The following is a 25756-nucleotide window of genomic DNA, read 5'->3' on the forward strand; positions in this document are numbered from 1 at the left end:
TTATAACTATTTCTTTCCCTTCCTCTCACCTCCTAACTTAACATACTCTATATAAGGGCTCTTTACCCTTTAAAGCTAATACAAGATTTTCAACCGCTATTCTTGCCATATTTATAACCGCCTCTTCGGTATGAGCACCTATATGCGAAGTAACCACCACGTTATCAAGTTTAAGAAGAGGTGAATTTATGGGAGGTTCATTCTCAAAGACATCTAATCCAGCCCCTAAAATTCTTCCCTCTTTTAAAAATTTATATAGTGCCTCTTCATCAATGATCCCACCACGAGAAGTATTTATAATCACTGCATTCCTTTTCAACATATTAAGTTCTCTCTCAGAAATCATATGATATGTTTCATTAGTTAAAGGGACATGTATAGTAATTACATCAGACTTTTCAAGAAGCTCTTGTAAAGTTACATAAAAGATCTTTTCCCTTGAAGCCCATTCATAGTCGGGATATTTATCAAAACATAAAACCCTCAGATTAAATCCTCTTAAAAGCTCAACTACTCTCTTCCCAATGCTTCCTGTGCCTATAACTCCTAAGGTTTTCTCACTTAATTCATTTCCTATAAATCTATTCCAGTTCCCTCCCCTAGTTTTCTTGTCAGAAAGATTTATCTTTCTCAAAACATTTATAATCAAACCAACCGTAAGTTCAGCCACAGCGTTACTGTTTACTCCTGGAGTATTTGTAACCACAATATTTCTCCTCTTGGATTCTTCCAAATCAATATTATCTACTCCTACACCATACTTTGATATTACCTTTAATTTATTAGCATTCTTTAAAACCTCAGATGTTACAGGATCAATCCCCACAATAAGCCCATCCAAGTCTTTTACTAACTCCTTCATCTCCTCCTCAGTTAACACTCTTCCCAAAGGATTAATTATTACCTCTATCTCTTCTTTCCTGAAAATTTCCTCAAATCTATCTTTTACTTTTTCAAAACTTCTTGGAGTAATAAGCACTTTGAACAAAAACATCTCTCCCTTCTTTTAAAATCTTTTAGGAACAATTGCTTCCCTTGTCAACTTCAGGTTTTCAATCATTTTGTCTAATCTTTTTAAGGCTACGCCTATATACAAAGTATCTATAATAGAAAGTTGAGCTATCCTTGCAGAAGTACTCTCCGTTCTATAAAAGGTTTCTTCAGAAGAAACCGAGAGCTTTATGTCAAGAACCCTATCAAGAGGGGTTTTCGCATAATGAGTAATTCCAATTGTAGTAGCACCTCTATTTTTGGCAAGTTCCAAAGCCTCAAAAATATCTTTACTACTTCCTGATGCCGATATCCCTATAACCACATCCTGAGGTTCAAGGATACTTGCAGACATTGCCATCATATGGCTATCTATATAAGCCACGGTAGGAATTCCAGTTTTCATAAATTTATGCTGAGCATCAAGGGCTACAGGTCCCGATCCTCCAACTCCATATATCTGAAGTTGTCTTGCATTCAAAATAGCATCAATTGCTCTTTCGATTTCTTTTACAGAAATGACATTTAACGTAGACTCCATTGCCCTTATATTCGCCGAGAAAACTTTTTTAAGAATTGTTTCCAAATCGTCTCCCTCTTGTACTGCTTGATGTACAGTCTTAATAGGTTGAATTTTCTCCGTTGCAAGAGCAATCTTTAATTCTTGAAAACCTCTAAGCCCAAGTTTTTTGCACATTCTCACTATAGTTGCTTCACTTACTCCTATTCTTTCGGCAAGTTCTGTGATTGGAAGATGAAGAACTTCCTGCCAACGAGCTAAAATATAATTTGCTACTTTTTCTTCCGAATCTCTAAAGCTCTCTTTTTGTTCCTTTATCTTCTCAAGAATACTATTATCCATTTTGTTCCCCCTAAGAAAAAATTTTACATTTTATAAAAATTTCCTTTTAAAATTTCTTTTAAGAAAAATTTTTACAAAAATAAAAAATTAAAGTATATTTCTATGTTTAATTATAATATTATAGGGTGTAAAAATGTCAATAGAGTTATAAGATGAAAATTTTCTACAAAAGACCGGTAAAAAATTACTAATAGGAATCAAAAACAAAAAACTTTTATAGATAACTCATTATCCTTCTTGTAGTTTCCATTAATTTAGAAACATATTCTTCTGGCTTCATCTTCTCGTATTCTGGCCTTACTACCTCGGGAACAATATACCCATTAAATCCCCCATCTCTTAAATAAGTTAAAATCTGAACTAAAGGAATAACCCCTTCGCCTGGAAAAACTTGCTGATTTTCTTTTAGATAATATCTTGGAACGTTTTCTGCATCCTTTAAAAAAACAAATTTTATTTGAGAAAAATCCTTATCTCTAAATACATCAAAATCTTCTCCACCTAAGTAAAAATGAAAAGTATCAAAAGCTAAACTTAATCTTTCCCTCTCTTTTATTAAGTTCAAAACCTTATAAGCTTTACTTAAAGTGTTAACTACTGAGAAAGCATTTATCCTTATTACTATTAGCAAATCAATCTTTGATAAAGACCTTGAAAGATTTTTTGCAAACATCTCCAAAGCCACATTAAAGCTTATATTAGAGGGCTTCTCACAAGGATTAATAAGGAGAAAAGGAAGGTCTAATTCTTTTGAAAGCTCATAAATTTCTAAAATCTCCTTATTTTCTCCTTCTAAAGGGAGTTTGAAATCATGAGAGATTAACAAAGGCTTTATATCATTTCGTAGCAAAATATCCTTTATTTTCTCCTTATCATTCCCCTTTAAAAAATTGACCAATTTGTGATGATCAAAAATTATAAGTTTTGAATATTCCTTTATCAAATCTATTTCTTCTGTTAAAGAAAGACTTATCAAATTACTTCCTGTCCAGACTATCTCCATACTTTTTATTCCCCCTTCTCAATATTCATATATCTAATTCTAACACATTCTTGTCACAGACCTTATTCTATGCTAAACTATCCAAGGCACAATATAAAAACTACAATAAACAAGGAGGTAAGAGATAGAAATGAGAAAACCGGAAGAAATAAGACAATTAATACAAGAATTAAGTGACTATAAACATTCAAAATTATTAGATAGCTTTGGCCCAGAGTATATAAGGAGAGAAACAGCCCAAAGAATAATCTCTGTATTAAGGTGGGTTCTTGAAGATCCTGCAGTACAAATTAATTTAAAGAAAGAACAATAATAATTAGGAGGAGCTTATATTGAAAAAGGGATTCAAATCTACCTTTGATTGGGAAGAAAAATTAATTGCCTTTTATTATACAGCTCTTGAGAATTATGTTGAGAAATTGGAACTTTCCGATAGGTTAAAAGATGAATTTGACGAGGAAGTAGATAGTGATGATTTAATGATTCTCGCTCAATTCCTTGCTTTAGCTACTAAAAAATTCTTACAACAAGAAGGTTGGCTAAAGCAAGAAGACGATTTTGATCTCTTCTTTCCCCCATCTCCATACATACATTAAATAAAGAGCAATGAATAAGGATATTGAAAGAAAAGTTATTGCCATCCTTGAGATACTCAACAACTATAACGAGCCTGTTGGTGCTAATACCATATCAGAAAAGCTTTTGGAGAAAGGTATAGAGCTAAGTGATAGAGCTGTGAGATATCACTTAAAAATAATGGACGAACGGGGACTAACAAAAGTAGTAGGAAAAAAGGGAAGACTTATAACAGAGAAGGGCAGAGAAGAGATTAAAAAGGCTTTAATAGCTGATAAGTTAGGCTTTATTATAAGCAAAATAGAAAATCTTGCTTATCAAGTTACCCTTGATAGATCTACAGGGAAGGGGAAAGTAATTCTAAACCTCTCTATTATTCCTAAAAAAGATCTCCAAAAATCTTTAAATATAATGAAAGATATACTTAAAAAGGGCTATGGGATAAGTGAGAAAATCATTATTTTTGATAAAAAAGAGGAGGAAATAATTCCAGGGGTAATAGTCCCTGAAAAATCTGTAATTTTAGGAACTGTTTGTAGCGTAACCATCCATGGTGTCCTTATAAAAAATGGCATTCCTGTGAATGCAAAGTTCGCAGGAGTTTTAGAAGTAAAAGATCATGAACCTACAAGATTCTTAGAAGCAATCACCTACAATGGTTCAACTCTTGATCCTTTAGAAATATTCATAAAAAGTAAGATGACTTCTATTTCTTCAGTGGTAAAAAAGAAAGAAGGAAGAGTTCTCGCTACTTTTAGGGAAATACCTAATTCTGCTCGGGAGGATGCTCAAAATATAATTGAAGAGCTAAAAGAAATAGATATAAAAGGCAAAATCTACTTAGGAAAACCCAATCAAGAACTTTTTGGTGTTCCTGTTACTCAAGGAACCTCAGCCCTTGTAATAGTGGGGGGGTTAAATCCTATTGCTGGCATAATAGAAGCAGATATTGAGGCAGAAAATAAAGCCATGAGTATACTCTATAACTATGAAGATCTTAAGCCTATAAAAGACTATATTTAGTAAAGTCCTTCTAACAACTTCGCTAAATCAGGTAAATTATTTCTCAAAATATTCCATTTTTCAATTGTATTTTTCATTTCTTCCCTTCTCTTTTTAATTACTTCTCTATTTATATCTGGATTAGGACTTCCATAGGTTTTCTTAAATTTTAAACTGCTTTCTGGAGTTAATAAACTAAATACACTCTCATCAAAAAGATCCGAAAAACGCCTCCAATCTTCAAGAGAAAGATCTCTAAATTTTTTATTATTTTCCTCACAAAATCTAACTATCTCTCCTACAACTTTATGTGCTTCCCTAAATGGCATACCTTTTAGCACAAGATATTCAGCTATGTCAGTAGCAAAAAGAAAATCCTCAGAGGAAAACCTATACATCCCATCAATATTGAATTCAATATGAGATAAAAACCCAGTCCAAACTTTTAATGTTATCTTTAGTTCATCCACAGAAGAAAATAAAGATGGTTTATCTTCCTGCAAATCTCTATTATAACTTAAAGGTAACCCTTTCACCACAGTAAACATATTTACAAGGTTTCCTATAACCTTTCCAGTTTTTCCCCTTGTAAGTTCTGCTACATCAGGATTTCTTTTTTGAGGCATCATACTACTTCCTGTAGAGTACTCTTCAGGAAGTCTTATAAAAGAAAATTCCTTAGTTGACCAAAGAATTATCTCTTCAGCAAGGCGAGAAAGATGAGTATACACAAGAGCCGAGAAGAAAAGGAATTCGAGCACAAAATCTCTATCAGACACAGCATCCATACTATTATCAGAGATCTTTGAGAATCTTAAAAGCTTTGCAGTATACTCTCTATCAAGAGGAATATTACTCCCTGCAAGAGCACCAGAGCCAAGAGGCATAACATCAATCCTCTTATATATATCTTCTAACCTCTCCAAATCTCTGCTAAACATAGCATCATAAGCTAAAAAATAATGAGCAAGAGTTACAGGCTGAGCCTGCTGAAGATGAGTGTATCCTGGCATAGGTACGTTTATAAATTTCTCTGAAAGATCAAAAAGGACTTTTCTTAAATCTATTAGTAACTCCGCTATATTACAAGCTTCTTCCTTTAGATAAAGTCTCAAATCAAGAACTACCTGATCATTTCTACTTCTTCCTGTATGAATTTTTTTGCCTATATCTCCAATTTTCTTAGTCAAATTTTCCTCAATAAAGGTATGAACATCTTCGCTATCTCTTATTAAATCAGGATTATTTAGAATTTCAAGATAAAGATTTTTAATCTCCTTTTTCAGAGTTTTTAATTCCTCTTCTGAAATAACTCCAATTTTATTAAGCATAATTACATGGGCAAGGGTACCTGTAAGATCTGCCTTCCATAGTCTTTTATCAAAGTCAAGTGAATATGTAAAATCTTCTACCGTTTTATCTAACGGCTTTCTCCAGCGGCTTCCCCAGAGAGCCATACTTCCTCCTCATAAAACTCCTGAATTGCTCTATAATCTATATCTTTATCTCCAAACTCCATAATCATCTTTACCACCGCATTCCACATGTCTTCCGAAACAATACAAGAAAGTCCAATATCAAAACATGCCCTCCTCCATGGCTTGTCTTTATCGTTCACAGCCACTACAAGGTCAAAATCATAATTAGTAAGAGTAGATAATTCGTCTCCTCTCATCTCTACCTTTGTAAAATCCTCATGATTTTCAAGAGAAAAGAGCTTAAAGCCTAATTTTTTTAATTCTTTCCATTTAGAAGGAATAACAGTGGTAACAAATATTTTACCCCCATTTATGGGAACTTTTACTCCACTAGCATATAGTGCCTTATAGAGAGCTTTAGACCATTCATAATCTATTCCCATAACCTCCCCTGTAGATCTCATTTCAGGACCAAGTTCTACTTCTGCACCCTTTATTTTTGTGAATGAGAAAACAGGGGCTTTTACAGCATAATAATTGGGTTTAGGATAAAGTCCAGGTTTTAGCCCAAGCTCTCGCAGAGTATAACCAAGAGCAATTTTTGTAGCATATTTTACTAAAGGTAATTTTAAAGCTTTACTAAGATAAGGAATAGTTCTTGAGGCTCTTGGATTTGCCTCCAAGACATATACTTCTTCATCCTTAGAAGATATTACATACTGAATATTCAAAAGCCCCTTAACTTCAAGTCCAAGAGCTATTTTTGTGGAATAGTCTACAATTTTATCTACCACTTCCTGAGAGAGTGTATAATGAGGAAAAACAGTAGTACTATCTCCTGAATGAATACCAGCCCTCTCAATATGTTCCATAATCCCAGGAATAAATACTTCTTTTCCATCACAGAGAAGATCTACTTCCGCCTCTTTACCCACTATAAATTGATCCATCCACAAAGGTAAGATTATATCTTTTCTTTCAAAATAACTTTCTAAATCTTCCATATTGTAAACAATAATCATAGCCCTTCCACCAAGCACATAAGATGGCCTCAAGAGTACTGGAAATCCAATTTCCTCTATTACCTCCTTGGCTTCATTAATATTTCTTATATAAAATCCTTTAGGTCTTGGGATTTTATTTTTTCTTAGGAATCTATCAAATTTTTCTCTATCTTCTGCAAGATCTATGCTCTTTTGAGATGTTCCAAGGAGGTAAAAACCTCTTTTTTCAAGATTCTTTGATAAATTAATAGCGGTTTGGCCTCCAAATTGGGAGAGGAACCCAAGAGGCTCTTCTTGCTCCATAATGTTAGTAACATCCTCACTGGTCAGAGGCTCAAAATATAGTCGATCCGACATATCAAAATCAGTACTTAAAGTCTCTGGGTTATTGTTAATCATTATGGACACCAAACCTTCTTCTTTAATAGCCTTTACAGCATGGACAGTGCAGTAATCAAACTCTATTCCCTGTCCTATTCTTATAGGACCGCTACCAAGCACTACAACAGATCGTTGTGGGTTTTTCTGAGCCTCATTCTCCTCTTCATAAGTAGAGTAATAATAAGGAGTATTTGCAGAAAATTCTGCCGCACAAGTATCAACTATCTTATAAACCGGAAAGATTTTATGGAGCCTTCTATAAGCAAAGATTTCATCTTTTGTAGCATTTAAGAAGCAAGAAAGATCATAGTCCCCAAACCCCATCTTTTTAAGTTCTCTAATTTCATCAGGAGAAAGCTCACTTAGACTTTTACCCTTATATTTCTTGGAGACCTCTATAAGGTTGTATATCTTGGTAAGGAAAAATTTATCTATCTTAGTTAATTCGTAAGCTTCATCTACCGTAAGACCCCTCATAAAGCCTTCAGCAAGTAAAAATAATCTCCTATCATCAGCCATTTTTAAATACTTTCTTATTTCATCATCGCTAAAATAAGAATACCTTCTATCAAAAAGCCCTGCATCAACCTCCAAAGACCTTAAAGCCTTCAGCAATGCCTCTTCGAAAGTTCTTCCAAGAGCCATAACTTCACCTGTGGCCTGCATTTGGGTGCCTAATCTTCTATCTTTAACTCTAAATTTCTCAAAAGCCCATCTTGGAATCTTTATCACCACATAATCCAGGGCAGGTTCAAAAGCTGCATAAGTTTCACCGGTTACAGGATTTTTTATTTCATCAAGAGTCTTTCCGAGAGCAATTTTGGCTGTGAGTCTTGCAATAGGAAAACCCGTAGCTTTAGACGCCAAAGCAGAGGACCTACTTACTCTTGGATTAACCTCAATCACATAATATTCCCTTTTATTAGGATTTAAAGCATATTGAATATTACATCCACCCTCAATTTTTAGTGCAGTAATTATTTTTAAAGAGGCTGTTCTCAGCATTTGATACTCTATGTCATTAAGGGTCTGAGTTGGCGCAACCACAATACTGTCTCCTGTATGTATGCCCATAGGATCCACATTCTCCATACTACAAACAGTAATCACATTACCTTTTCTATCCCTCATTACCTCAAACTCAATTTCCTTCCATCCTACTACGCTTTTCTCAAGAAGGGCCTGGCTCACAGGACTCAATTTTAAACTTCTTAAAAGAGCCTTCTCAAATTCTTCAACGCTCTCTACAATTCCCCCACCAGTTCCTCCAAGGGTATAAGCGGGTCTAATGACAAGAGGTAATCCAATTATCTCAAGAGCTTTTCTCCCTTCCTCCATGGACCTTACAACCACACTTGGAAGTACAGGTTCTCCAATCTCTTCCATTCTCTTCCTAAAAAGTTCTCTATCTTCAGCCATACTAATAGATTCAAGAGATGCTCCAAGAAGAGGAATACCATACTTTTCAAGTATTCCTATAGAGGCAAGCTCCATGGCAAGGTTTAAACCTGTCTGTCCGCCAAGAGTAGCAATTATGCCATCAGGTTTTTCTTTTTCTATGATTCTTTCTATCACTTCCGCAGTTATGGGTTCTATGTAGATTCTATCAGCCATCTCCCAATCAGTCATTATAGTAGCAGGATTTGAATTGATAAGTACTACTTCAACCCCTTCTTCCTTCAAAGCCCTACAAGCCTGAGTACCGGAGTAGTCAAACTCTGCCGCTTGTCCTATCACTATAGGTCCTGAACCTATAACTAAAACCTTCTTATATTTACTCAATATATCTCACCTCACTAATCAAAAAGTCTATAGTACTCTTCAAATATAAATTTGGTATCCCATGGACCTGGAGATGCCTCTGGATGAAATTGTACCGCTACAAGAGGCAAAAAGTTGTGTTTTATTCCTTCCACAGTATGATCGTTCAGATTATAATAATTCACTTCAAAGCCCTTTGGTAAAGTCCTCTCGTCTATAGCATAGCTATGGTTTTGAGAAGTTATATAAGTCCTTCCTGAGTCCACATGGTATACAGGATGGTTAGCCCCTCTATGTCCAAACTTTAATTTATAAGTTTTTGCACCAAGGCTTAAAGCTATAAGTTGAATACCAAGGCATATCCCAAGAACTGGCTTTTCAAGAGCCATAATCCTTCTAATAGTCTCTTGAACATAGGGCACGTTAGAAGGATCCCCAGGACCATTAGATAAGACTATACCATCAGGATTATAGCTTTTAATATCTTCAAAAGAGGTCCAAGCGGGAAAGACTTTTATTCTAAAATTATACTTTAAAAGCTCCCTTAATATACCCATTTTTACTCCAAAATCCAAAAGGGCTAATTTTTTATCTCCCTCTGGATTTACTTCGTAAGGTACCGTAGTAGTAACTCTTCTTACTAAGTCAAGATAATTAAAATCATATTTTAGAAGCTTTTTGGCAAGCACAAAGACATCTTTTTCTTTTGTAGATATAATTGCCTTCATAGTACCAAATTTTCTTATCTCTCTCACTATGGCTCGGGTATCTACTTTATGAATTCCTACAATTTTGTTTTCAATCAAAAATTCCCTTAGAGATTTTTTACTATTCCAATGAAACTTGTAATCATTAAACTCCCTTGCCACAACCCCCGAACAATGAATCTTTGAACTTTCAAGTCTTTCCGTATCTACCCCATAGTTTCCTATGAGAGGATAAGAAAACACAATTATCTGATTAGCATAAGAAGGGTCTGTTAAAGTTTGAGGATATCCCACCATCCCTGTATTAAAAACGATCTCTCCTACTACCTCGCCCTCATATCCAAAACTTTCCCCTATAAAACTATGCCCTGTCTCTAAAACAAGAATAGCTTCCTTTCCTTTCATTACTAACACCTCTTTTGTAAAGCTTCTTTTATAGTCTCTATACCCTTTTCTAACTCTTCTTTAGTTACTATTAAAGGAGGAAGAAGCCTCAAGACATTTTCTCCTGCAGAAAGAACAAGTACACCTTCCTCTATCAATTCCTCCTGAAGTTCCCTTACCTTTATATCCTTTAGCTCTATACCCCACATAAGTCCTCTACCTCTTATCTCTTTAACTATAGGAAGCTCCAATAAGTCTTTTAGTTTTTCCTCTAAAAATCTTCCTTTTTCTCTTACCTCTCTCAAAAACTTCTCATTACCTACAATATCAAGAACTGCAGTACCTGCGGCACATACCACAAGATTTCCTCCCATAGTAGTACCATGAGACCCAGGACCCATTACTTGAGCAATATCTTTTGAAGTGCATACAGCTCCAAGAGGAAGACCTCCTCCAAGAGCCTTTGCAAGAAGGATTATATCTGCTTCTACTTCATAGTATTCTTCGGCAAGGAAATATCCTGTCCTTCCTATACCTGTTTGAATTTCATCAAAGATCAAAAGAATTCCTAGCTCCTTTGTTATTTCTCTTACTCTCTTTAAATATTCTTTATCTGCAGGATTTACTCCTCCCTCTCCTTGTATAGGCTCTAAAATCACAGCACAAGTTTCCTCGTCAATAGCACTTTCAAGGGCTGAAACATCGTTATAGGGAACGTAAATAAATCCCGGAACAAGAGGCCCAAAACCTTCGTGATATTTTTTTTGTCCTGTAGCAGAAAGAGCACCATAAGTTCTTCCATGAAAAGAATTATTCATACTGATAATTTTCCATTTTTGGCCATCAAAATATTTTCTGGATAACTTAATTGCTGCTTCTACAGCTTCGGCACCACTATTACATAAAAAAAATGCCTCCCTTTTTGTAAGGGAGGCAAGCCTTTCAAGAAGCTCAAACTGCGGCAGATTATAAAATAGGTTTGAGACATGACTCAATTTTTCTATCTGCTCTTTCACCCTTTTAACTATCTCTGGATGAGAATGTCCTAAAGCATTCACTCCTATTCCACTGGTAAGATCTAAATATTTTTTCCCTTGATCATCAAATAACCAAACTCCCTCTCCCCTTACAAACACAGGCTTGAATCTCTTATACACAGGGAAAAACCTATCTTCTTTCATATTTCCACCTCATGTTCTGTAGTATGCGTTTATCTTCACATACTCTTCAGTAAGATCACATCCCCAGGAAATTGCACTGTATCTGCCTTCGTTGAGTATTATTCTTATTCTTACTTCATTACCCTTTAAGTAGTTTTTCACTTCCTGTGAATTATAACCTAAAGGTTCATTTTTTGCAAAGACTAAATGATCACCTATATAAAGCTCTATTTTATTGAGATCAAAAGAGTATTCAGTCTGTCCTATACTTGCAAGAACTCTCCCCCAATTATCATCACCTCCAGCAATTGCCGCCTTCACAAGATTGGATACAACCACCGATCTTGCTATAACCTTCGCTTCTTTCAAACTTCTTGCCTTCTCCACTATCACCTCAATAAGCTTTTTAGCCCCTTCACCATCTCTTGCAATCATCTTAGCAAGATCTTGCGCAACCATATCTAACCCCTTTTGAAAAGTCTTATCTAAAACCTCACCTGTAGAGAAAAGAAGAACCGTATCATTGGTACTACTACATCCATCCACACTTATCTGATGAAAAGATTTATCTACACTCTTTTTTAAAACTCTTTTTAACTCTTCACTGCCAAGCTTTACATTGGTTCCTATAAAAGCCAACATAGTAGCCATATTAGGATGAATCATTCCTGCTCCTTTTGCTACTCCACTTATAACGGCATCTCCCCTTTTTGCTCCTGAAATTTTGGGAAATGTATCTGTAGTCATAATAGCTTCTGCTATACTCTCTCCAGAATTTTCCGACAAATTTTTATAGGCCAGTTCTATTCCATAAGCTATTTTCTCTTTTTCCAGATAAGCTCCTATTTTCCCCGTAGAAGCCACAAAAACTAATTCTTTTTCAATTCCAACCCTTTTTGCTACCTCCTCAGCCATAAATTCAGCATCTTTAATTCCTCTTCCTCCAGTACAGGCATTTGCCTGGCCACTATTTATTATTATCGCTTGAACAAGACCATACTTCTCTAAATGTTTCTTAGAAACTATTACGGGGGCAGCCTTAACTGTATTCCTTGTAAACATGGCAGTTGCCTTTGCAGGTTTATCAAGCACTATCAATGCAAGATCTAATTTATTATCTTCTTTTAATCCGCAAGAAACAGCAGCAGCCTTTACTCCCTTTATGTTGGTAAGATACAACTTTTCTGTTTTCCAAGACATATTATTCAACCTCTCTTCTCTTTATGGATATAAAGGTAAAAAGTCAAGTCCTAAACTTTCCGCAAAACCAAACATAATATTCATATTCTGAATTGCTTGCCCTGCTGCCCCTTTTATTAGATTATCTATGGCAACCAAAATTACAGCATTTTTTGTATTCTTATCCGCCTGAGCACTTATCACTGCCCAATTTGTTCCTCTCACCTTTTTAATCTCTGGAGAGCAAGATGGAGGTAATACTTTTATAAAATATTCATCTTCATATACCTCTTTAAAAATCTGATACAAATCCTCAGAGGTTATCTCATCTCTAAGAGGAACATATATGGAGACAAACATACCTCTAAATACTGGAATAAGTTGAGGAACAAACAAAACCCTTAAATATCCTATCTCCTTAATTACATTTTCAATTTCAGGTTGATGTCTGTGATTTAGTATTGAATAAGCTTGATAATTTTCAGCTATATTGCCATATATACTTTTATCAGTAGGTTTTCTACCTGCCCCTGAAATACCAGACTTAGCATCAATAATAGCATTTCCATAGGTTAAATTATTTTTTATCAAGGGAAAAAGTCCCAGAAGAGATGCGGTAGGATAACATCCAGGATTAGCTATATACTGTGCGCCTTTAATCTTATCTCTAAAAATTTCAGGAAGACCATATACTACCTTTTCTAAAATCTCAGGCATATTATGTTTTATTCCATAAACCCTTTCATATTCTCCCGGATTTTTAAACCTAAAATCAGCACTCATATCTATAAATCTTTCTGGAATTTCTCCTTTACTCAAAAATCCCAAAGTCTCCCCGCTTCCAAGAGCAAAAAATACTACATCTAAATCCTTGTAAAGTTCACTATAAGTACTTCTATCAGTAATAAAAATTTTTTCCGACTTAAAAACCCACGAATCCTCAAAGTGATCAGAGAAAAGATAAAGCTTATCTACCTGAGGATGTCTTAAGAGTATTCTCGTAAGTTCAAGTCCCACATATCCCGAGGCCCCAACTATTCCTACTTTAAGCATTTTTACCTCCCTTCAAGGCATAGAGATAGTTTTGAAGCCCAAAAAGCTTTATAAAGCCAACAGCAGATTCTGTTGAGAAAGTGCTACCTTTATCATAAGTAGCAAGACTATGGTCATACAAGGAGTAAGGGGAGTCCCTACCAACTATTGAAAAACTCCAAGGAATAAGTTTTATTTTCACCTTTCCTGTTACCCTTTCTTGAGTCTTATCCATAAATGCTTGAAGAGCTTCTCGGAAAGGATCAAACCAAAGTCCATAATATACAAGCTCAGCATATTTATCCTCAAGCATCCTCTTAAAATGAGCAAGCTCTCTTGGCAAAACAAGATCTTCTAAAGCCTCATGGGCTTTTATAATAACCAAAGCAGCTGGAGCCTCATATATTTCTCTTGATTTAATCCCCACAAGCCTATTTTCTATATGATCAATTCTTCCAATACCGTAACTTCCTGCAATTTTATTCAGCTCTTCTATAAGCCCCACAAGATCCTTCTCAACACCGTTTAACTTTACTGGAATACCCTTCTCAAAGGTTATCTCAATATAGGATGGCTCTTTATTCTCCAATTTTGTCCATAAATAAATATCCTCGGGGGGTTCTTGCCAAGGATCCTCTAAAATACCCCCTTCTATGCTCCTACCCCATAAATTCTCATCAATACTATAAGGATTTTTTCGAGAAACCGGAATAGGAATATTATTCTCTATGGCATATTCAATCTCCTCTTCTCTCGAAAAATTCCACTCCCTCACAGGAGCAATAATCTCTAGATCAGGAGCAAGGGCTTTGACTCCTAAATCAATTCTTACCTGATCATTTCCCTTACCTGTACATCCGTGAGCTACATATTTTGCACCATTTTCTTTAGCTACCTTCACCAAATATTTTGCAATCAAAGGTCTGGATAAAGCAGTAGCAAGAGGGTAGACCCTCTCATACATGGCATTAGATTTTATAGCAGGAATAATGTAATCTTTTATAAACTCCTCTCTTAAATCCAACACATAAGCTTTTTCAACCCCCAAATTTTCTGCCTTATTTTTTATCTCGTTAAGATCTATACCCTGACCTATATCTACCGTTAAGGTTATCACATCAAGTGAATATTTTTGCATGAGCCACTTTATTGCCACAGAAGTATCTAAACCACCAGAATAGGCTAATACTACTTTTTCTCTTTCCACTTTACGTTACCTCCTTTTAAATTTTGAAAAATTATACCATAAAATTGCATATTTACACAGAGATTAAAAAAAATTTAACAAATATTGTCCAAAAAAAGTTTCGTATAGTATACTTTAGAAAGTTTTCAAAAATAAGGGAAGGAGGAATTCCTATGAGTATTACTTTATACATACTGTTGATCCTTTTTATCATTCTCTTAGCTATAGATATAATCTTGAGATTAAGAAAAGAGAAAAAACCTCAATTTCACAAATTAGAGAAAGGCGAAGAAATAATAGGCACTTCCAATACCATGAAGCTTGATGCCTCTTTACTTCCTATAAATTGGGCATATCTAATAGTAAAACACGGAGAAAATAGAGGGAAAGATTTTAAAATTGTAAAAGACGAAACTACCATAGGAAGAGAGCAGGAAAATGATATTGTTATCCCTAATCCTACAGTTTCCAGATTTCATGCCAAAATAATTCGTAGTGAAGACAAATATTTCATAGAAGATTTAGGAAGCGCCAATGGAACCATGGTAAATGGTATTAAAGTAACAAAAGAATTACTTCATGATGGAGATATTGTTCAATTAGGAGATGTGGTTTTAGTATTTAAGTGTTTATAATTCAATAACTCTCTTTGTCATTATCCCTCTTAATTATAGTATCAGATGATAAAATATTCTTCCTATCATAAGGATGAAGAGGGTATCCTCTTTTTAAATCCTCAAGAAGCTCTTCTAGAGTCTGATATCTAAATTCAGGAAATCTCGCGGTCATCTTTTCAATAATTTTCGCTATTCCTTCAGGAACCTCAGGATTTATAGTTCTTACATCAGGTAAATCTTCTTGATATCTTTTCAGCATAAGAGAAATGGTAGTTTCTTCGGAATATGGAAGAATTCCTGTCAACATCTCATAAAAAACAATCCCAAGAGAAAATATATCCGACCTTACATCTACTTTTTTACCCTCTAACTGCTCTGGAGAGGCATACTGTGGAGTACCCATAAACATACCTGTTTGGGTTAATGTAGAAAGCCCTCCAATTCGAGCTATCCCAAAGTCCATAAGCTTTACTTTTCCATCTTTTGTAATCATAATATTCTGGGGTTTTATATCCCTATGTACTATATTTTTTGAATTAGCATAAGAAAGAGCTTCGGCTACTTTTTTAACAATCTCAACCGCCATAGAAACAGGAATTCTCTTCCTCTCTTCTATAATCTTCTTCAAATCCTTACCATTAACAAACTCCATAACCATAAAGACATAATCATTTTCTTTGCCATGATCCAAAATTTTCACAATATAAGGATGATCAAGAACCTTGCAGATCTCTATCTCTCTATAAAATCTCTCTAATACCTCCTTATCTTCAGCATATTGAGGATGAAGAATTTTTATAGCAACTTCTTTCTCTGTTTTCCTATCTAAAGCAAGATAAACTGATGCCATTCCGCCTGATCCAAGCTTCTTAAGTATTTTATACCTCCTCTTTATTACTACACCTTCTAATCTTTCCTTGGGTATTAAATTCAAATAAATTACATTTCCTAAAAATGAAAAGATCAGACCTACAGAAGGCGAAACTAAAGGAAGTAAAACTTTATTTATAAAAGCCTGATAAGAGAACATAAAGTAGAGGAAAATAAACAAAAAAGTTAAGAAAAGATTCAGTATAATTCTCCTTCCAAAAAGAACTCCTGGCAAAAATACTGCAAGAAAATTTATAATGAAAACAAATCCCGGAAAAATTGGGACAAAAAAGTCATGCATAAACAAATTATCAATTATATTTGCATGAATTTCCACTCCAGACATATAGGAATAATTTACTCCTAATCTTGAGGTGAATCCCGAAAAGGGATGCAAGAAAAGATCTTTTAATACAGGGCTTACAGCACCTATTAGAACTATCTTGTTCTTAAAAGTATTTTTTGGAAAATTTCCTCTCAAAACATCAATATAAGAATAAATTTTGTAAGTTCCCTCTCCTCCCCTAAAGTTAATATAGAAATCCGAAGGTAATTTCAAGACAAGAGATGATAAGTCTTGTTTACTTATAAATTTATAAGCCACAAGAGAAAGAGAGTAATATTTTATTGAGCCAGAATTTTCATAAATTTTTACCCTTCTTACCTTGTTATCCTCATCAATATATAAATTACTATAGCCACTGCCAAGAGCAGAACTTTTTAGGATACCAACAGGCTCCTTTAAAGACATCACATTAATTTTTAATCTCTTATCAAAATAACTTTGAAGATATCCAGAAAGAATAACATTACCAGATAGTTTTACTTTTTCAGCTAAGAATACGTCGGAGGGAGTAACAGTATCAAAAAGAATATCAAAAACAACAAGTTTAGGACTCTCTCTTTTTAATACATCAAGAAGCTTACCATGAATACTCCTATTCCAGGGCCAATTACCAAGTTCCAAAATAGAATTATCGTCAATGCCTACTATAACTATATCTTTATAGGGAGCAATTTCTCCTCTTAAATGAAATCTAAGATCTATTGTTTGCTTCTCCCATACCTTAAAAAAATTAAGGTTAGATAAGATAAGAAGCAATACAAAAAAGATAAAAAGAAGCCCAAACTTTATTAATATTCTTTTCATATCCCCTCGTACTTATTTTACTATAAAATTTTATACCAATAAAGCCATAATTGCCTTCTGTACATGAAGTCTATTTTCGGCCTCATCAAAAACTACCGAATTAGGTCCATCTATAACTTCATCGGTAATCTCTTCACCCCTATGAGCAGGAAGGCAATGCATAACAATAACGTCCTCCTTAGCTAAGGAAACTAATTCCTTGTTAACTTGATAGGGAGGGAAAACCCTTTTCCTTAGCTCTTTTTCCTCTTCCTGTCCCATACTTACCCATACGTCAGTATAGATAACGTCTGCCCCTTTAACAGCCTCCTTAGGATCCTCCACTATTTCCACCTTTCCCCCATATTTTTTAGCAAGATTATTTGCTTCATCCAATATCTTTTTAGGAGGCATAAACTGAAAAGGAGAAGAACATACCACATTCATACCTAAAATTGCTCCCGCAAGAATTAGAGAATTTGCCACATTATTACCATCTCCCAGATAGACTACTTTTAGCTTCCTAAAACCCTTTTTCTCAATAATAGTAAAATAATCAGCTATAATTTGACATGGATGTTCCAGATCAGAAAGCCCATTAATCACAGGAATAGATGAATGTTGAGCAAGTTCCACTAATGTATCATGAGAATAAACCCTTGCCATTATTCCGTCTACGTACCTCTCCAATACCCTTGCAGTATCAGCTATAGTTTCTCCTCTTTTGAGTTGCATCTCTTGAGCATTTAAATACAAAGGATAACCCCCTAATTGATATACTCCAACCTCAAAAGAAATTCTTGTTCTTGTGGAAGGTTTTTCAAAGAATAAAGCTACTGTCTTACCCTTCAAATAATCGTGAATCTTTTTTCCTGCATAATACTCAGATTTTAGATTTTTAGCAAGATGAAATATTTGTTCCATATCCTCCCTTGAAAGATCAAGAATAGAAAGTAAATCTCTCCCTTTAAGATTCCCCATTAATCTTTCCTCCCTATGGAATATTTTTAATAGAAAATTATATTATACTTACCTTATAAAGCAAAATTTGATATCATACAAGTTATGAGTCTAAAAGAAAAAGACTATCGTTGGAATTTTATAGTAAACAGCATAGATAATGCCTTCTTTAATTTAGGAATGACTTTTGGGTCAATTCAGACCCTTCTTCCCCTTTTTGCAAAACATTTAGGGGCAGGCAATTTAGAAATAGGTCTGATCCCTGCTATTGCAAACTTGGGATGGGCAATACCTGCCATAATAGGGGCAAAATATTCTGAAAAATATAAGATAAAATTACACTTAGTGCTCAAAGTCACTATGGGAGAGAGGCTTCCTTACCTCTTCATGGCACTTATAGCTTTTTTTGTCGCTCCTAATAACTCAACTCTTGCCCTCTATTTATCTCTTCTTATGTTGGGAATTGCTACCTTTTCCATGGGATTCCTTGGACCTCCTTGGATGAGTATGATAGGAAAAGTAATAGAGCCATCAAAAAGAGGAGTATTTTTTGCCATGGGAAATGGTCTTGGAGCAATAATGGGAGTTGGAGGAGCAGGTATTGCAAGAATAATACTCTCAAAGTATCCATTTCCCCATAATTTTGGTTATTCTTTCTTATGCGCTAGCATAGCTCTTCTTATATCCTTAGCATTCCTTGCTTTGACACGAGAATATCCTGACGATCAAGAAAACCCTGATATCCCCCTCGTAGAGTATATTAAAAGTATTAAAACTGTATTTAAATACAAGAATTTTAAAAACTATGTCATTGCAAGAATTCTAAATGCTTTTTCTGTTCCCTTCATAAGCTTTGTAGTAGTATTTGCTTCTAAGACTTTTTCCATACCCGACAAAGTAGCAGCAGATTTCACAGCAATTCTTCTTATATCCCAAGCAATTTCTTCTTTCCTTTTAGGTCCCCTTGGAGATAAATATGGTCACAAGCTTCCACTACTTATAGGAAGAATTCTTATATTCCTTGATATTCTCATCCTTCTCTTTGCAAAAAACATATCTTATCTTTACATTGCATTCATTTTAGTTGGTTTTATAAATAGCGCTTTCTGGGTTGGAGACTCTGCCATGGTTCTTGAAATTTCTCCTCCCCAACACAAAGAGCTCTATATTGGAGCTCTAAGTCTTATTCTCTCTCCTTTTTCCTTTGTAGCACCACTAATTGCAGGTAAAATTGCTGACGTAAAAGGCTTTCGATTTCTATTTATGACATGTCTTCTAATCAGTATAATCAATATTGTATTTTTTATATATGGAGTTAAGGATCCAAGAAAAAATGCTGAAAATATTAATAACATTAATAATAATTAGCTTATTAGGCTATTTAGGCAAAAACTATCTCTTCAAAGAAGAGGACAAAGAGGTTATTTCAAAATTTGTGTACAACTTTTCTCTTCCTGCCCTGGTCTTTTATTCCATTTATACAAATCCTCCCCAAATAAGTTCTTTTAAAGTGGCCATCACTGAATGGATAATAAGCTTCATAGTAGGCACTCTTTCAATATTTCTTGGTTTCATACTTAAACTGAGTAGGGAGACCATAGGAAGTTTATTCCTTGTAAGTATTGGGGGAAATGTCACCTTTATGGGATATCCTATAATGGAAAAACTTTTTGGAAACCAAGGTCTAACCCTTGCTATTCTTTATGATCAATTGGGCATGATTGTCTTTGTGTATACCATTGGAATTTTAGTAATTAGTCTGCTTGTTAAACCAGAAAAAACCACTAATAGAAGATTTTTGGGGATTGAGAGAATACTAATAAATCCTCCCCTTTGGGCTTTGATCGCAGGATTTCTCTTTCAAAAAATTAATATTCCAGATTTTATCCTTGAAAGTTTCTCTATTCTCGGAAGAGCTACAACTCCTCTTATGATGTTTCTTCTTGGCCTTTCTCTCTCTAAACCTTACAAAGACAATAAATCCATTATGGGAGTTTCTGTAGGTGTGCTTTTAAAATTAATTCTTTTTCCTCTTTTTGCTTTAATTACTGCAAAATTATTAAATCTTAGCGATATTCCTTTAAAAGTTACTGTTCTTGAATCAGCAATGCCCTCTATGCTTACCGCTCTTGTTCTTTCCCTTCAATTTAATTTAGATTATGTATTTACATCTCAGGTAATCACATACTCTACTCTTCTCTCCTTGATCACATTAAACCTATGGATAGGGGTGATAAAATGATAGCTTTACTTAAGGTCAGTATAATTCTTGGAATCATTGTAGTTTTGTTAACTAAAAACTTTCCTCTTGCTTGGGCTCTCCTTGGTGGAAGCCTCATCATGGGAATTAGTTTTGGCATTCCCTTTAATATGATCCTTAAAGGTTTTTGGGAAGGACTCTCAAGCTTAGATACTATCAAACTTGTGCTTATCCTGTATCTTATTGCCTTATTTGAAAACATTTTAAGAGAAAAAGATTTACTTAAAAACATGGTTTTATCTTTTAAAAAGCTTATTAATGATATTAGACTTAGATTAATCTCTATGCCTATAATTATGGGACTCCTTCCATCAGTAGGTGGAGCCCTTTTTTCCGCACCTCTTCTTGAAGAACTTTCTAAGGAAAATAATATCGATCCAGAAAGAAAAAGTTATATAAACTACTGGTTTAGACATGTGTGGGAACCCTTTCTCCCCATATATCCCGGAATAATATTAGCCTCCGTACTAACAGAAAGACCTTTAAACTTCTTTGTAAGAGAAGCCCTACCTTATGGGCTTGCAGTACTTGCTATTGGATTGTTTTTTGCTTTTTATAGAGCTAATTCTAATCAAGAATATAGGCAAGAAAAAGAAAATTTAGAAAATCCCAATGAGGAAATTACTGAAAATCTTGAAAACTTAGAAGAGACTCCTACAGAAGAGAAAAAAGAAGAGGAAATCAAAAATCCCCTTCCTACTTTTTTAATTTCTATTCTACCTATATTAGTGTTATTAATTCTCGTAATCTTCCTTCACTCTGATCTTTTATACACTCTCATAGGATTAAACATTGTTCTTTTTTTAGTTTTAAAATTTGACATTAATAGAATTAAAAATCTACTCCTTAACTCAATAAATATCCAGAATTTAATCTTAATTGTTGGAGTAATGATCTTCAAAAGAATGCTTGAAATCACTGGTGCTGTCTCGGATATTGCTTACTCTCTTAACTATTCTTTTATACCCACTTATTTAATATTTTTTGCCCTACCCCTAATTATAGGAATCTTTACAGGGGTAACTTCAGCAACAGTAGGAATCACATTTCCCATCCTTATAAAGATGCTTCCTTATCAGGATCCTTCAAAATATATTATTCTTGCTTTTATCAGCTCTTTCTTAGGAATAATGGTATCTCCTTTGCATTTATGTCTAATACTAACTAAGGAGTACTTTAAACCCGATTGGAAAAGCTTTTACAATTACGTATTAAAGAGTGGAGTTTTACTTGGTATTTTTATACTTATTAAATTTTTCTTAACATAAGCTTATAAGTTTTTAAGAGAATATCTACAAATAATGTGATAAAATTATTCCTGTAAAAACAATGAAAGGGGGTCATTGCAATGAGGCATTTTAAAAAGTTTTCCTTATTACTAATTGTGTTCTTCCTATTCTCTTCCCTTATCTTTGCTCAAGAGTTAAAGCCTATTGAGATCAAAATTCTCCACATTAACGATTTCCATGGCAGACTACAACCTTACATTGTAAAAAGTATAAGTGAGACTATCCCTGTAGGTGGTGGTGCTTACCTTTCTTATCTCATAAATGAAGAAAGATCCAAAAATCCCGATGGAACAATTCTTCTTTCAGCTGGAGATATGTTCCAAGGAACCCCCATATCTAACATATTCAAAGGGGAACCTGTAATAAAAATGATGAATTATCTAAAATTTGATGCCATGACTATTGGAAATCATGAATTTGACTGGGGACAAGAACTCCTTCAAACATGGATCAAAAATTCTAACTTTCCATACTTAGCTTCCAATATAATTAAGAATGGAGATTATCTTCCCAATGTAAAACCCTATGTAATTCTCGAAAGAAAGGGGCTAAAGATTGCAATTATAGGCTTAACTACTCCTGAAACAGCCTACATCGTAAAACCGGACTATGTAAAAGACTTGACCTTTTTAGAGCCAGAAAAAGTATTACCAAACTTAATAAAAGAGGTAAAGGAGAAAGGAGCTCAATTAATAGTTGTTCTTTCCCATTTAGGATATGATGCTGATAAAAAGTTAGCTGAGAATGTCCAAGGAATAGATGTAATTGTGGGAGGACATAGCCACACAGTAGTGACAAAACCCACTATTGTAAGGGGAACTATTATTGTCCAAGCAGGATACAATGGAATATATCTTGGAGTATTAGACCTTAAAATACAACCAGAGACAGGAATTATCCTTGACTTTACAAGAGAAAATGAGTTAAAGACTGTGTTTGCTGCCCCTGAAAATAAATATGATACAGAAGTAGCAAATTTAATTGAAACTTACAATAGTCAATTAAAAGAGGAGTTCTCTAAGGTAGTAGGAGAAACTTTAGTAGATCTTGTAAGGAATTACAATGAAGAGTCCAATGTTGGAAATGCCATTTGTGATGCTATGCTTGAGGCAAGTAAAGCCCAAATAGCATTCCAAAATAGTGGGGGAATAAGAATAGATATTCCAAAAGGAAAAATAACTATGGAGCAAGTTTATAGCTTGCTACCCTTTGATAACGTCTTGGTAGAAATGGATCTTACAGGAAAAGATATCTTAGATCTATTAGAACAAAGTGCCACTTTAGAGAAGGGTATTTTACAAGTTGCAGGAATTAAAGTAAAATATGATATGAAAAGACCAATAGGATCAAGGGTGATCGAGGTCTTTGTTAATGAAGAACCATTAAATCCTAACAAGGTTTATAGAGTAGTAACTAATGATTTTCTTGCAGCAGGCGGAGATAAGTTTATAGCATTCACAAGAGGTAAGAATATAACCTATGGAGATATGCTAAGAGACGTATTTGTAGAATATCTTAAAAAGCATTCTCCTATAAGTCCTAAAGTTGAAGGAAGGAGTATAGTAATTAAATAGTTGAAGGAAAAAATTAAAGTTTTTGTCAACGGCGAAGAGATAGAAATATATCAGGGCATGCAAGTAAAGCATGCCCTGATTTCTTATGATTATGACCTTTATAAAAAGTGTGTTGAGGGTGAATACATAGTTGTAAACCAGGATGGATTTGAGTTAGGACTTGAAGGTACATTAAATGATAATGCTAAAATATATACAAAAAGGAGGGAGTAATTTTGTTGAGAAAAACCAAAATAGTATGCACTATAGGTCCTGCCAGTGAAAGAGAAGAGATTTTAAGAGAGTTAATAAAAGCAGGAATGAACGTAGCAAGATTAAACTTCTCACATGGAGATTACAATGTCCATGGTGAAAGAATAAGACTAATAAGAAAGCTCTCTGAAGAATTAGAAACTCCTATACCCATTTTACAAGATCTCCAAGGACCAAAGATAAGAGTTGGAGAAATAGAAAACGACAAGGTATTTCTGAAAGATAATGAAGAGATTGCTCTTACCCCTAAAGAATTAGTAGGAAATGAAAAATTAGTTTCTGTAAGCTATCCTCACCTTCTCGAAGATATAAACATAGGAGATAGAATTCTTATTGATGATGGACTCATAGAGCTTAAAGTCATAGATAAAAAAGAAGACAAGTTAATATGCCACATTATCCATGGAGGCTATATTTCTAGTAGAAAAGGAGTAAACTTTCCTGATTCTACCCTTAGAGTTTCTCCTCTTACTGAAAAGGATAAAAAAGATGTACTTTTTGGAATTGAGAAAAAAGTAGACTTTATAGCTCTTTCCTTTGTACAAAGAGCTTCTGACATTTTAGAATTAAAAGAATTCCTTGAACTTCACGATGCTAGAATCCCTGTGATAGCTAAAATAGAAAAAAGAGAAGCGGTAAATAATTTCAGAGAAATCCTTGAAGTAGCAGATGGGATAATGGTAGCAAGAGGAGATCTTGCCATAGAAATGTCTAACGAAGAAGTACCACTAATACAAAAAAAGATAATAAGAGAAACAAGGCTTGCTGGAAAACCTGTAATAACAGCAACCCAAATGTTAATATCTATGGTGAATAATCCTACTCCAACAAGGGCAGAGGTAAGTGATGTGGCAAATGCAATCCTTGATGGTACCGATGCGGTGATGCTCTCTAATGAAACTGCCACAGGAAAATATCCTGTGGAAAGTGTACAAATAATGGATAAGATTGCAAGAAGAGTAGAAAAAGAATTCCCCTATGATACCTTTCTTCAAGAATCTAATTGTCATAAAAATATCACTGAAGCAATAACCTTTTCTACCTGTCAAATTGCAAAAGAAATTGAAGCCTCTGCAATAGTTACAGCAACTCACAGTGGCTTTACAGCAAGACATATATCAAAGTATAGGCCCAAAGCTCCAATCTTTGCCATCACTCATTTTCCTGAGGTCCAAAGAAGACTTAACCTATCTTGGGGAGTCACCCCCCTTCTTACAGAAGTATTCTACAATACTGATGAAATGTTTGAAAAATCCACAAAAATCTTACTGCAAAAAAATTATGTAAAAAGAGGAGATACCATAGTAATAACTGCAGGAATTCCCATGGGAATTTCAGGTATGACTAATCTTATAAAGGTACATGTGATAAGTGACGTAATAGGACAAGGTCATGGTCTTGGAGGAGAGGCTAAAACTGCCAAAGTAATTATCGCTAAAAATGCAAAAGAGGCAATAAGCAAAGTAACAGAGGATGTAATCCTCTTGATTCCAACTTTTGAGAAAGAATTAGAAATTATATTAGACAAACTCCAAGGAATAATAATTGAGGACGAAAAGATACCACCATTCCTAATTCCGTGGAGAAGTAAAGGTATAAGCATAATAGTGGGTGCTAAAAATTTATCAGAAAAATTAAAAGATAATGAGATCATTACTATAGATCCAGAAAGAGGAGTAATATATCGTGGCGTGGCAAGAATATATTAAAAAGAAACAAAAGTGCAAAATAGACCCTTACAAAATTATGTTCTTTTTCTTTTTACTATATCTTAGTCCATCTATCTATAACGGAGTCAAAGATTATATAGAATACACCAAAAAATTAAAGGAACTTTTAGAAAGAAAAACCAAATTGGAAAAAGAAGTAAAAGAATTAAGGGAAATTGCATACCATATGAATGATCCTTACATAATTGAAAAGATAGCCAGGGAAAAGCTATTTATGGGAAGACCAGGAGAAGAACCCATATTGATAATTGAAAAGAATACTGAAGATAAAAAATTAAAAATTGATTTCTTAAATCTTTTTAAGAAATAAATTTTAAAATATAATATCTTTGTCAAAATAAAATTTAAAATAACAGAGGTGAAAAGATGGGCAAGCAGTGGAGAGTTATTCTTAAAAGGAGAAGAAGAAAAGCAAGAGAAAAAAGAAGAA

The 25756-nt window shown here is 34.3% G+C and carries 23 protein-coding genes; 11 read left to right on the top strand and 12 right to left on the bottom strand.

The genetic code is table 11. The features are described from left to right. Positions 1–37: 37 nt before the first annotated feature. The 3 genes from DTUR_RS09165 to DTUR_RS09175 form a co-directional block, all read right to left on the bottom strand. A complete protein-coding gene (locus DTUR_RS09165; protein WP_012584122.1) occupies positions 38–994 on the bottom strand; it encodes a phosphoglycerate dehydrogenase in 957 nt (318 codons plus the stop codon). Positions 995–1006: 12 nt separating this feature from the next. Next, complete coding sequence (locus DTUR_RS09170) at positions 1007–1852, bottom strand: MurR/RpiR family transcriptional regulator (RefSeq protein ID WP_012584123.1); 846 nt, start codon at positions 1850–1852, stop codon at positions 1007–1009. Between the two features lie 214 nt (positions 1853–2066). Beyond that, the gene (locus tag DTUR_RS09175) at positions 2067–2855 is read right to left on the bottom strand and encodes a sugar phosphate isomerase/epimerase family protein (RefSeq protein ID WP_012584124.1); all 789 of its coding nucleotides are present in this window, start codon (positions 2853–2855) and stop codon (positions 2067–2069) included. Positions 2856–2985: 130 nt separating this feature from the next. Between DTUR_RS09175 and DTUR_RS09180 the strand changes: the two genes are divergently transcribed. The 3 genes from DTUR_RS09180 to DTUR_RS09190 are packed head-to-tail and all read left to right on the top strand — an operon-like array spanning position 2986 to position 4454. Beyond that, on the top strand, positions 2986–3168 hold the full coding sequence (locus DTUR_RS09180) for a hypothetical protein (protein ID WP_012548709.1): 183 nt from the start codon (positions 2986–2988) through the stop codon (positions 3166–3168). A 19-nt stretch (positions 3169–3187) separates the two neighbouring features. Then, positions 3188–3451 (top strand): hypothetical protein, encoded by a 264-nt coding sequence (locus tag DTUR_RS09185; RefSeq protein ID WP_012584125.1) that lies wholly within the window; start codon positions 3188–3190, stop codon positions 3449–3451. A gap of 10 nt (positions 3452–3461) precedes the next feature. Then, a complete protein-coding gene (locus DTUR_RS09190) occupies positions 3462–4454 on the top strand; it encodes a DUF128 domain-containing protein (RefSeq protein WP_012584126.1) in 993 nt (330 codons plus the stop codon). Here the strand turns inward: DTUR_RS09190 and argH are convergent. The 7 genes from argH to DTUR_RS09225 are packed head-to-tail and all read right to left on the bottom strand — an operon-like array spanning position 4451 to position 14666. After that, positions 4451–5890 (bottom strand): argininosuccinate lyase, encoded by a 1440-nt coding sequence (gene argH / locus DTUR_RS09195; RefSeq protein WP_012584127.1) that lies wholly within the window; start codon positions 5888–5890, stop codon positions 4451–4453. The genes DTUR_RS09190 and argH overlap by 4 nt on opposite strands. Next, positions 5854–9018 (bottom strand): carbamoyl-phosphate synthase large subunit, encoded by a 3165-nt coding sequence (carB, locus tag DTUR_RS09200; RefSeq protein ID WP_012584128.1) that lies wholly within the window; start codon positions 9016–9018, stop codon positions 5854–5856. The genes argH and carB overlap by 37 nt, the downstream gene beginning before the upstream one ends. A 14-nt stretch (positions 9019–9032) precedes the next feature. Next, positions 9033–10109 carry a glutamine-hydrolyzing carbamoyl-phosphate synthase small subunit gene (carA, locus tag DTUR_RS09205; RefSeq protein ID WP_012584129.1) on the bottom strand — a complete coding sequence of 359 codons (1077 nt, stop codon included), beginning with the start codon at positions 10107–10109 and terminating at the stop codon, positions 9033–9035. A 2-nt stretch (positions 10110–10111) separates the two neighbouring features. After that, positions 10112–11269: an aspartate aminotransferase family protein gene (locus DTUR_RS09210; protein WP_012584130.1), complete on the bottom strand. Its 1158-nt coding sequence runs from the start codon at positions 11267–11269 to the stop codon at positions 10112–10114. A gap of 9 nt (positions 11270–11278) precedes the next feature. Then, a complete protein-coding gene (gene argJ, locus DTUR_RS09215) occupies positions 11279–12448 on the bottom strand; it encodes a bifunctional glutamate N-acetyltransferase/amino-acid acetyltransferase ArgJ (protein ID WP_012584131.1) in 1170 nt (389 codons plus the stop codon). Between the two features lie 21 nt (positions 12449–12469). Then, entirely contained in the window at positions 12470–13480 is a 1011-nt protein-coding gene (argC, locus tag DTUR_RS09220) for an N-acetyl-gamma-glutamyl-phosphate reductase (RefSeq protein WP_012584132.1), read from the bottom strand. Continuing rightward, the gene (locus DTUR_RS09225) at positions 13473–14666 is read right to left on the bottom strand and encodes an argininosuccinate synthase (protein ID WP_012584133.1); all 1194 of its coding nucleotides are present in this window, start codon (positions 14664–14666) and stop codon (positions 13473–13475) included. The genes argC and DTUR_RS09225 overlap by 8 nt, the downstream gene beginning before the upstream one ends. A 152-nt stretch (positions 14667–14818) precedes the next feature. Between DTUR_RS09225 and DTUR_RS09230 the strand changes: the two genes are divergently transcribed. Then, positions 14819–15280 (top strand): FHA domain-containing protein, encoded by a 462-nt coding sequence (locus DTUR_RS09230; RefSeq protein ID WP_012584134.1) that lies wholly within the window; start codon positions 14819–14821, stop codon positions 15278–15280. A gap of 1 nt (position 15281) precedes the next feature. Here the strand turns inward: DTUR_RS09230 and DTUR_RS09235 are convergent, their stop codons facing one another. Both DTUR_RS09235 and argF read right to left on the bottom strand, forming a co-directional pair. Next, positions 15282–17282 (bottom strand): CHASE2 domain-containing serine/threonine-protein kinase, encoded by a 2001-nt coding sequence (locus DTUR_RS09235; protein WP_012584135.1) that lies wholly within the window; start codon positions 17280–17282, stop codon positions 15282–15284. Positions 17283–17312: 30 nt separating this feature from the next. Then, positions 17313–18242, bottom strand: coding sequence for an ornithine carbamoyltransferase (argF, locus tag DTUR_RS09240; RefSeq protein ID WP_012584136.1), 930 nt, complete (start codon positions 18240–18242; stop codon positions 17313–17315). 84 nt (positions 18243–18326) lie between these two features. Between argF and DTUR_RS09245 the strand changes: the two genes are divergently transcribed. From DTUR_RS09245 to DTUR_RS09275, 7 genes are all read left to right on the top strand, one after another. After that, positions 18327–19589, top strand: a complete 1263-nt coding sequence (locus DTUR_RS09245; RefSeq protein ID WP_012584137.1) for an MFS transporter — start codon at positions 18327–18329, stop codon at positions 19587–19589. Beyond that, positions 19555–20463, top strand: a complete 909-nt coding sequence (locus DTUR_RS09250) for an AEC family transporter (protein ID WP_012584138.1) — start codon at positions 19555–19557, stop codon at positions 20461–20463. Before DTUR_RS09245 ends, DTUR_RS09250 begins: the two co-directional genes overlap by 35 nt. Next, positions 20460–21749, top strand: a complete 1290-nt coding sequence (locus tag DTUR_RS09255; protein WP_012584139.1) for a DUF401 family protein — start codon at positions 20460–20462, stop codon at positions 21747–21749. The genes DTUR_RS09250 and DTUR_RS09255 overlap by 4 nt, the downstream gene beginning before the upstream one ends. Positions 21750–21829: 80 nt before the next feature. After that, the gene (locus tag DTUR_RS09260; RefSeq protein ID WP_012584140.1) at positions 21830–23344 is read left to right on the top strand and encodes a bifunctional metallophosphatase/5'-nucleotidase; all 1515 of its coding nucleotides are present in this window, start codon (positions 21830–21832) and stop codon (positions 23342–23344) included. Continuing rightward, positions 23345–23557, top strand: a complete 213-nt coding sequence (locus tag DTUR_RS09265; RefSeq protein WP_012584141.1) for a hypothetical protein — start codon at positions 23345–23347, stop codon at positions 23555–23557. A gap of 2 nt (positions 23558–23559) precedes the next feature. After that, positions 23560–25305 carry a pyruvate kinase gene (gene pyk / locus DTUR_RS09270; protein ID WP_012584142.1) on the top strand — a complete coding sequence of 582 codons (1746 nt, stop codon included), beginning with the start codon at positions 23560–23562 and terminating at the stop codon, positions 25303–25305. Then, entirely contained in the window at positions 25283–25636 is a 354-nt protein-coding gene (locus DTUR_RS09275) for an FtsB family cell division protein (RefSeq protein WP_012584143.1), read from the top strand. Before pyk ends, DTUR_RS09275 begins: the two co-directional genes overlap by 23 nt. Positions 25637–25756 lie beyond the last annotated feature (120 nt).

This window comes from Dictyoglomus turgidum DSM 6724 (assembly GCF_000021645.1).
Taxonomy (GTDB): Bacteria; Dictyoglomota; Dictyoglomia; order Dictyoglomales; family Dictyoglomaceae; genus Dictyoglomus; species Dictyoglomus turgidum.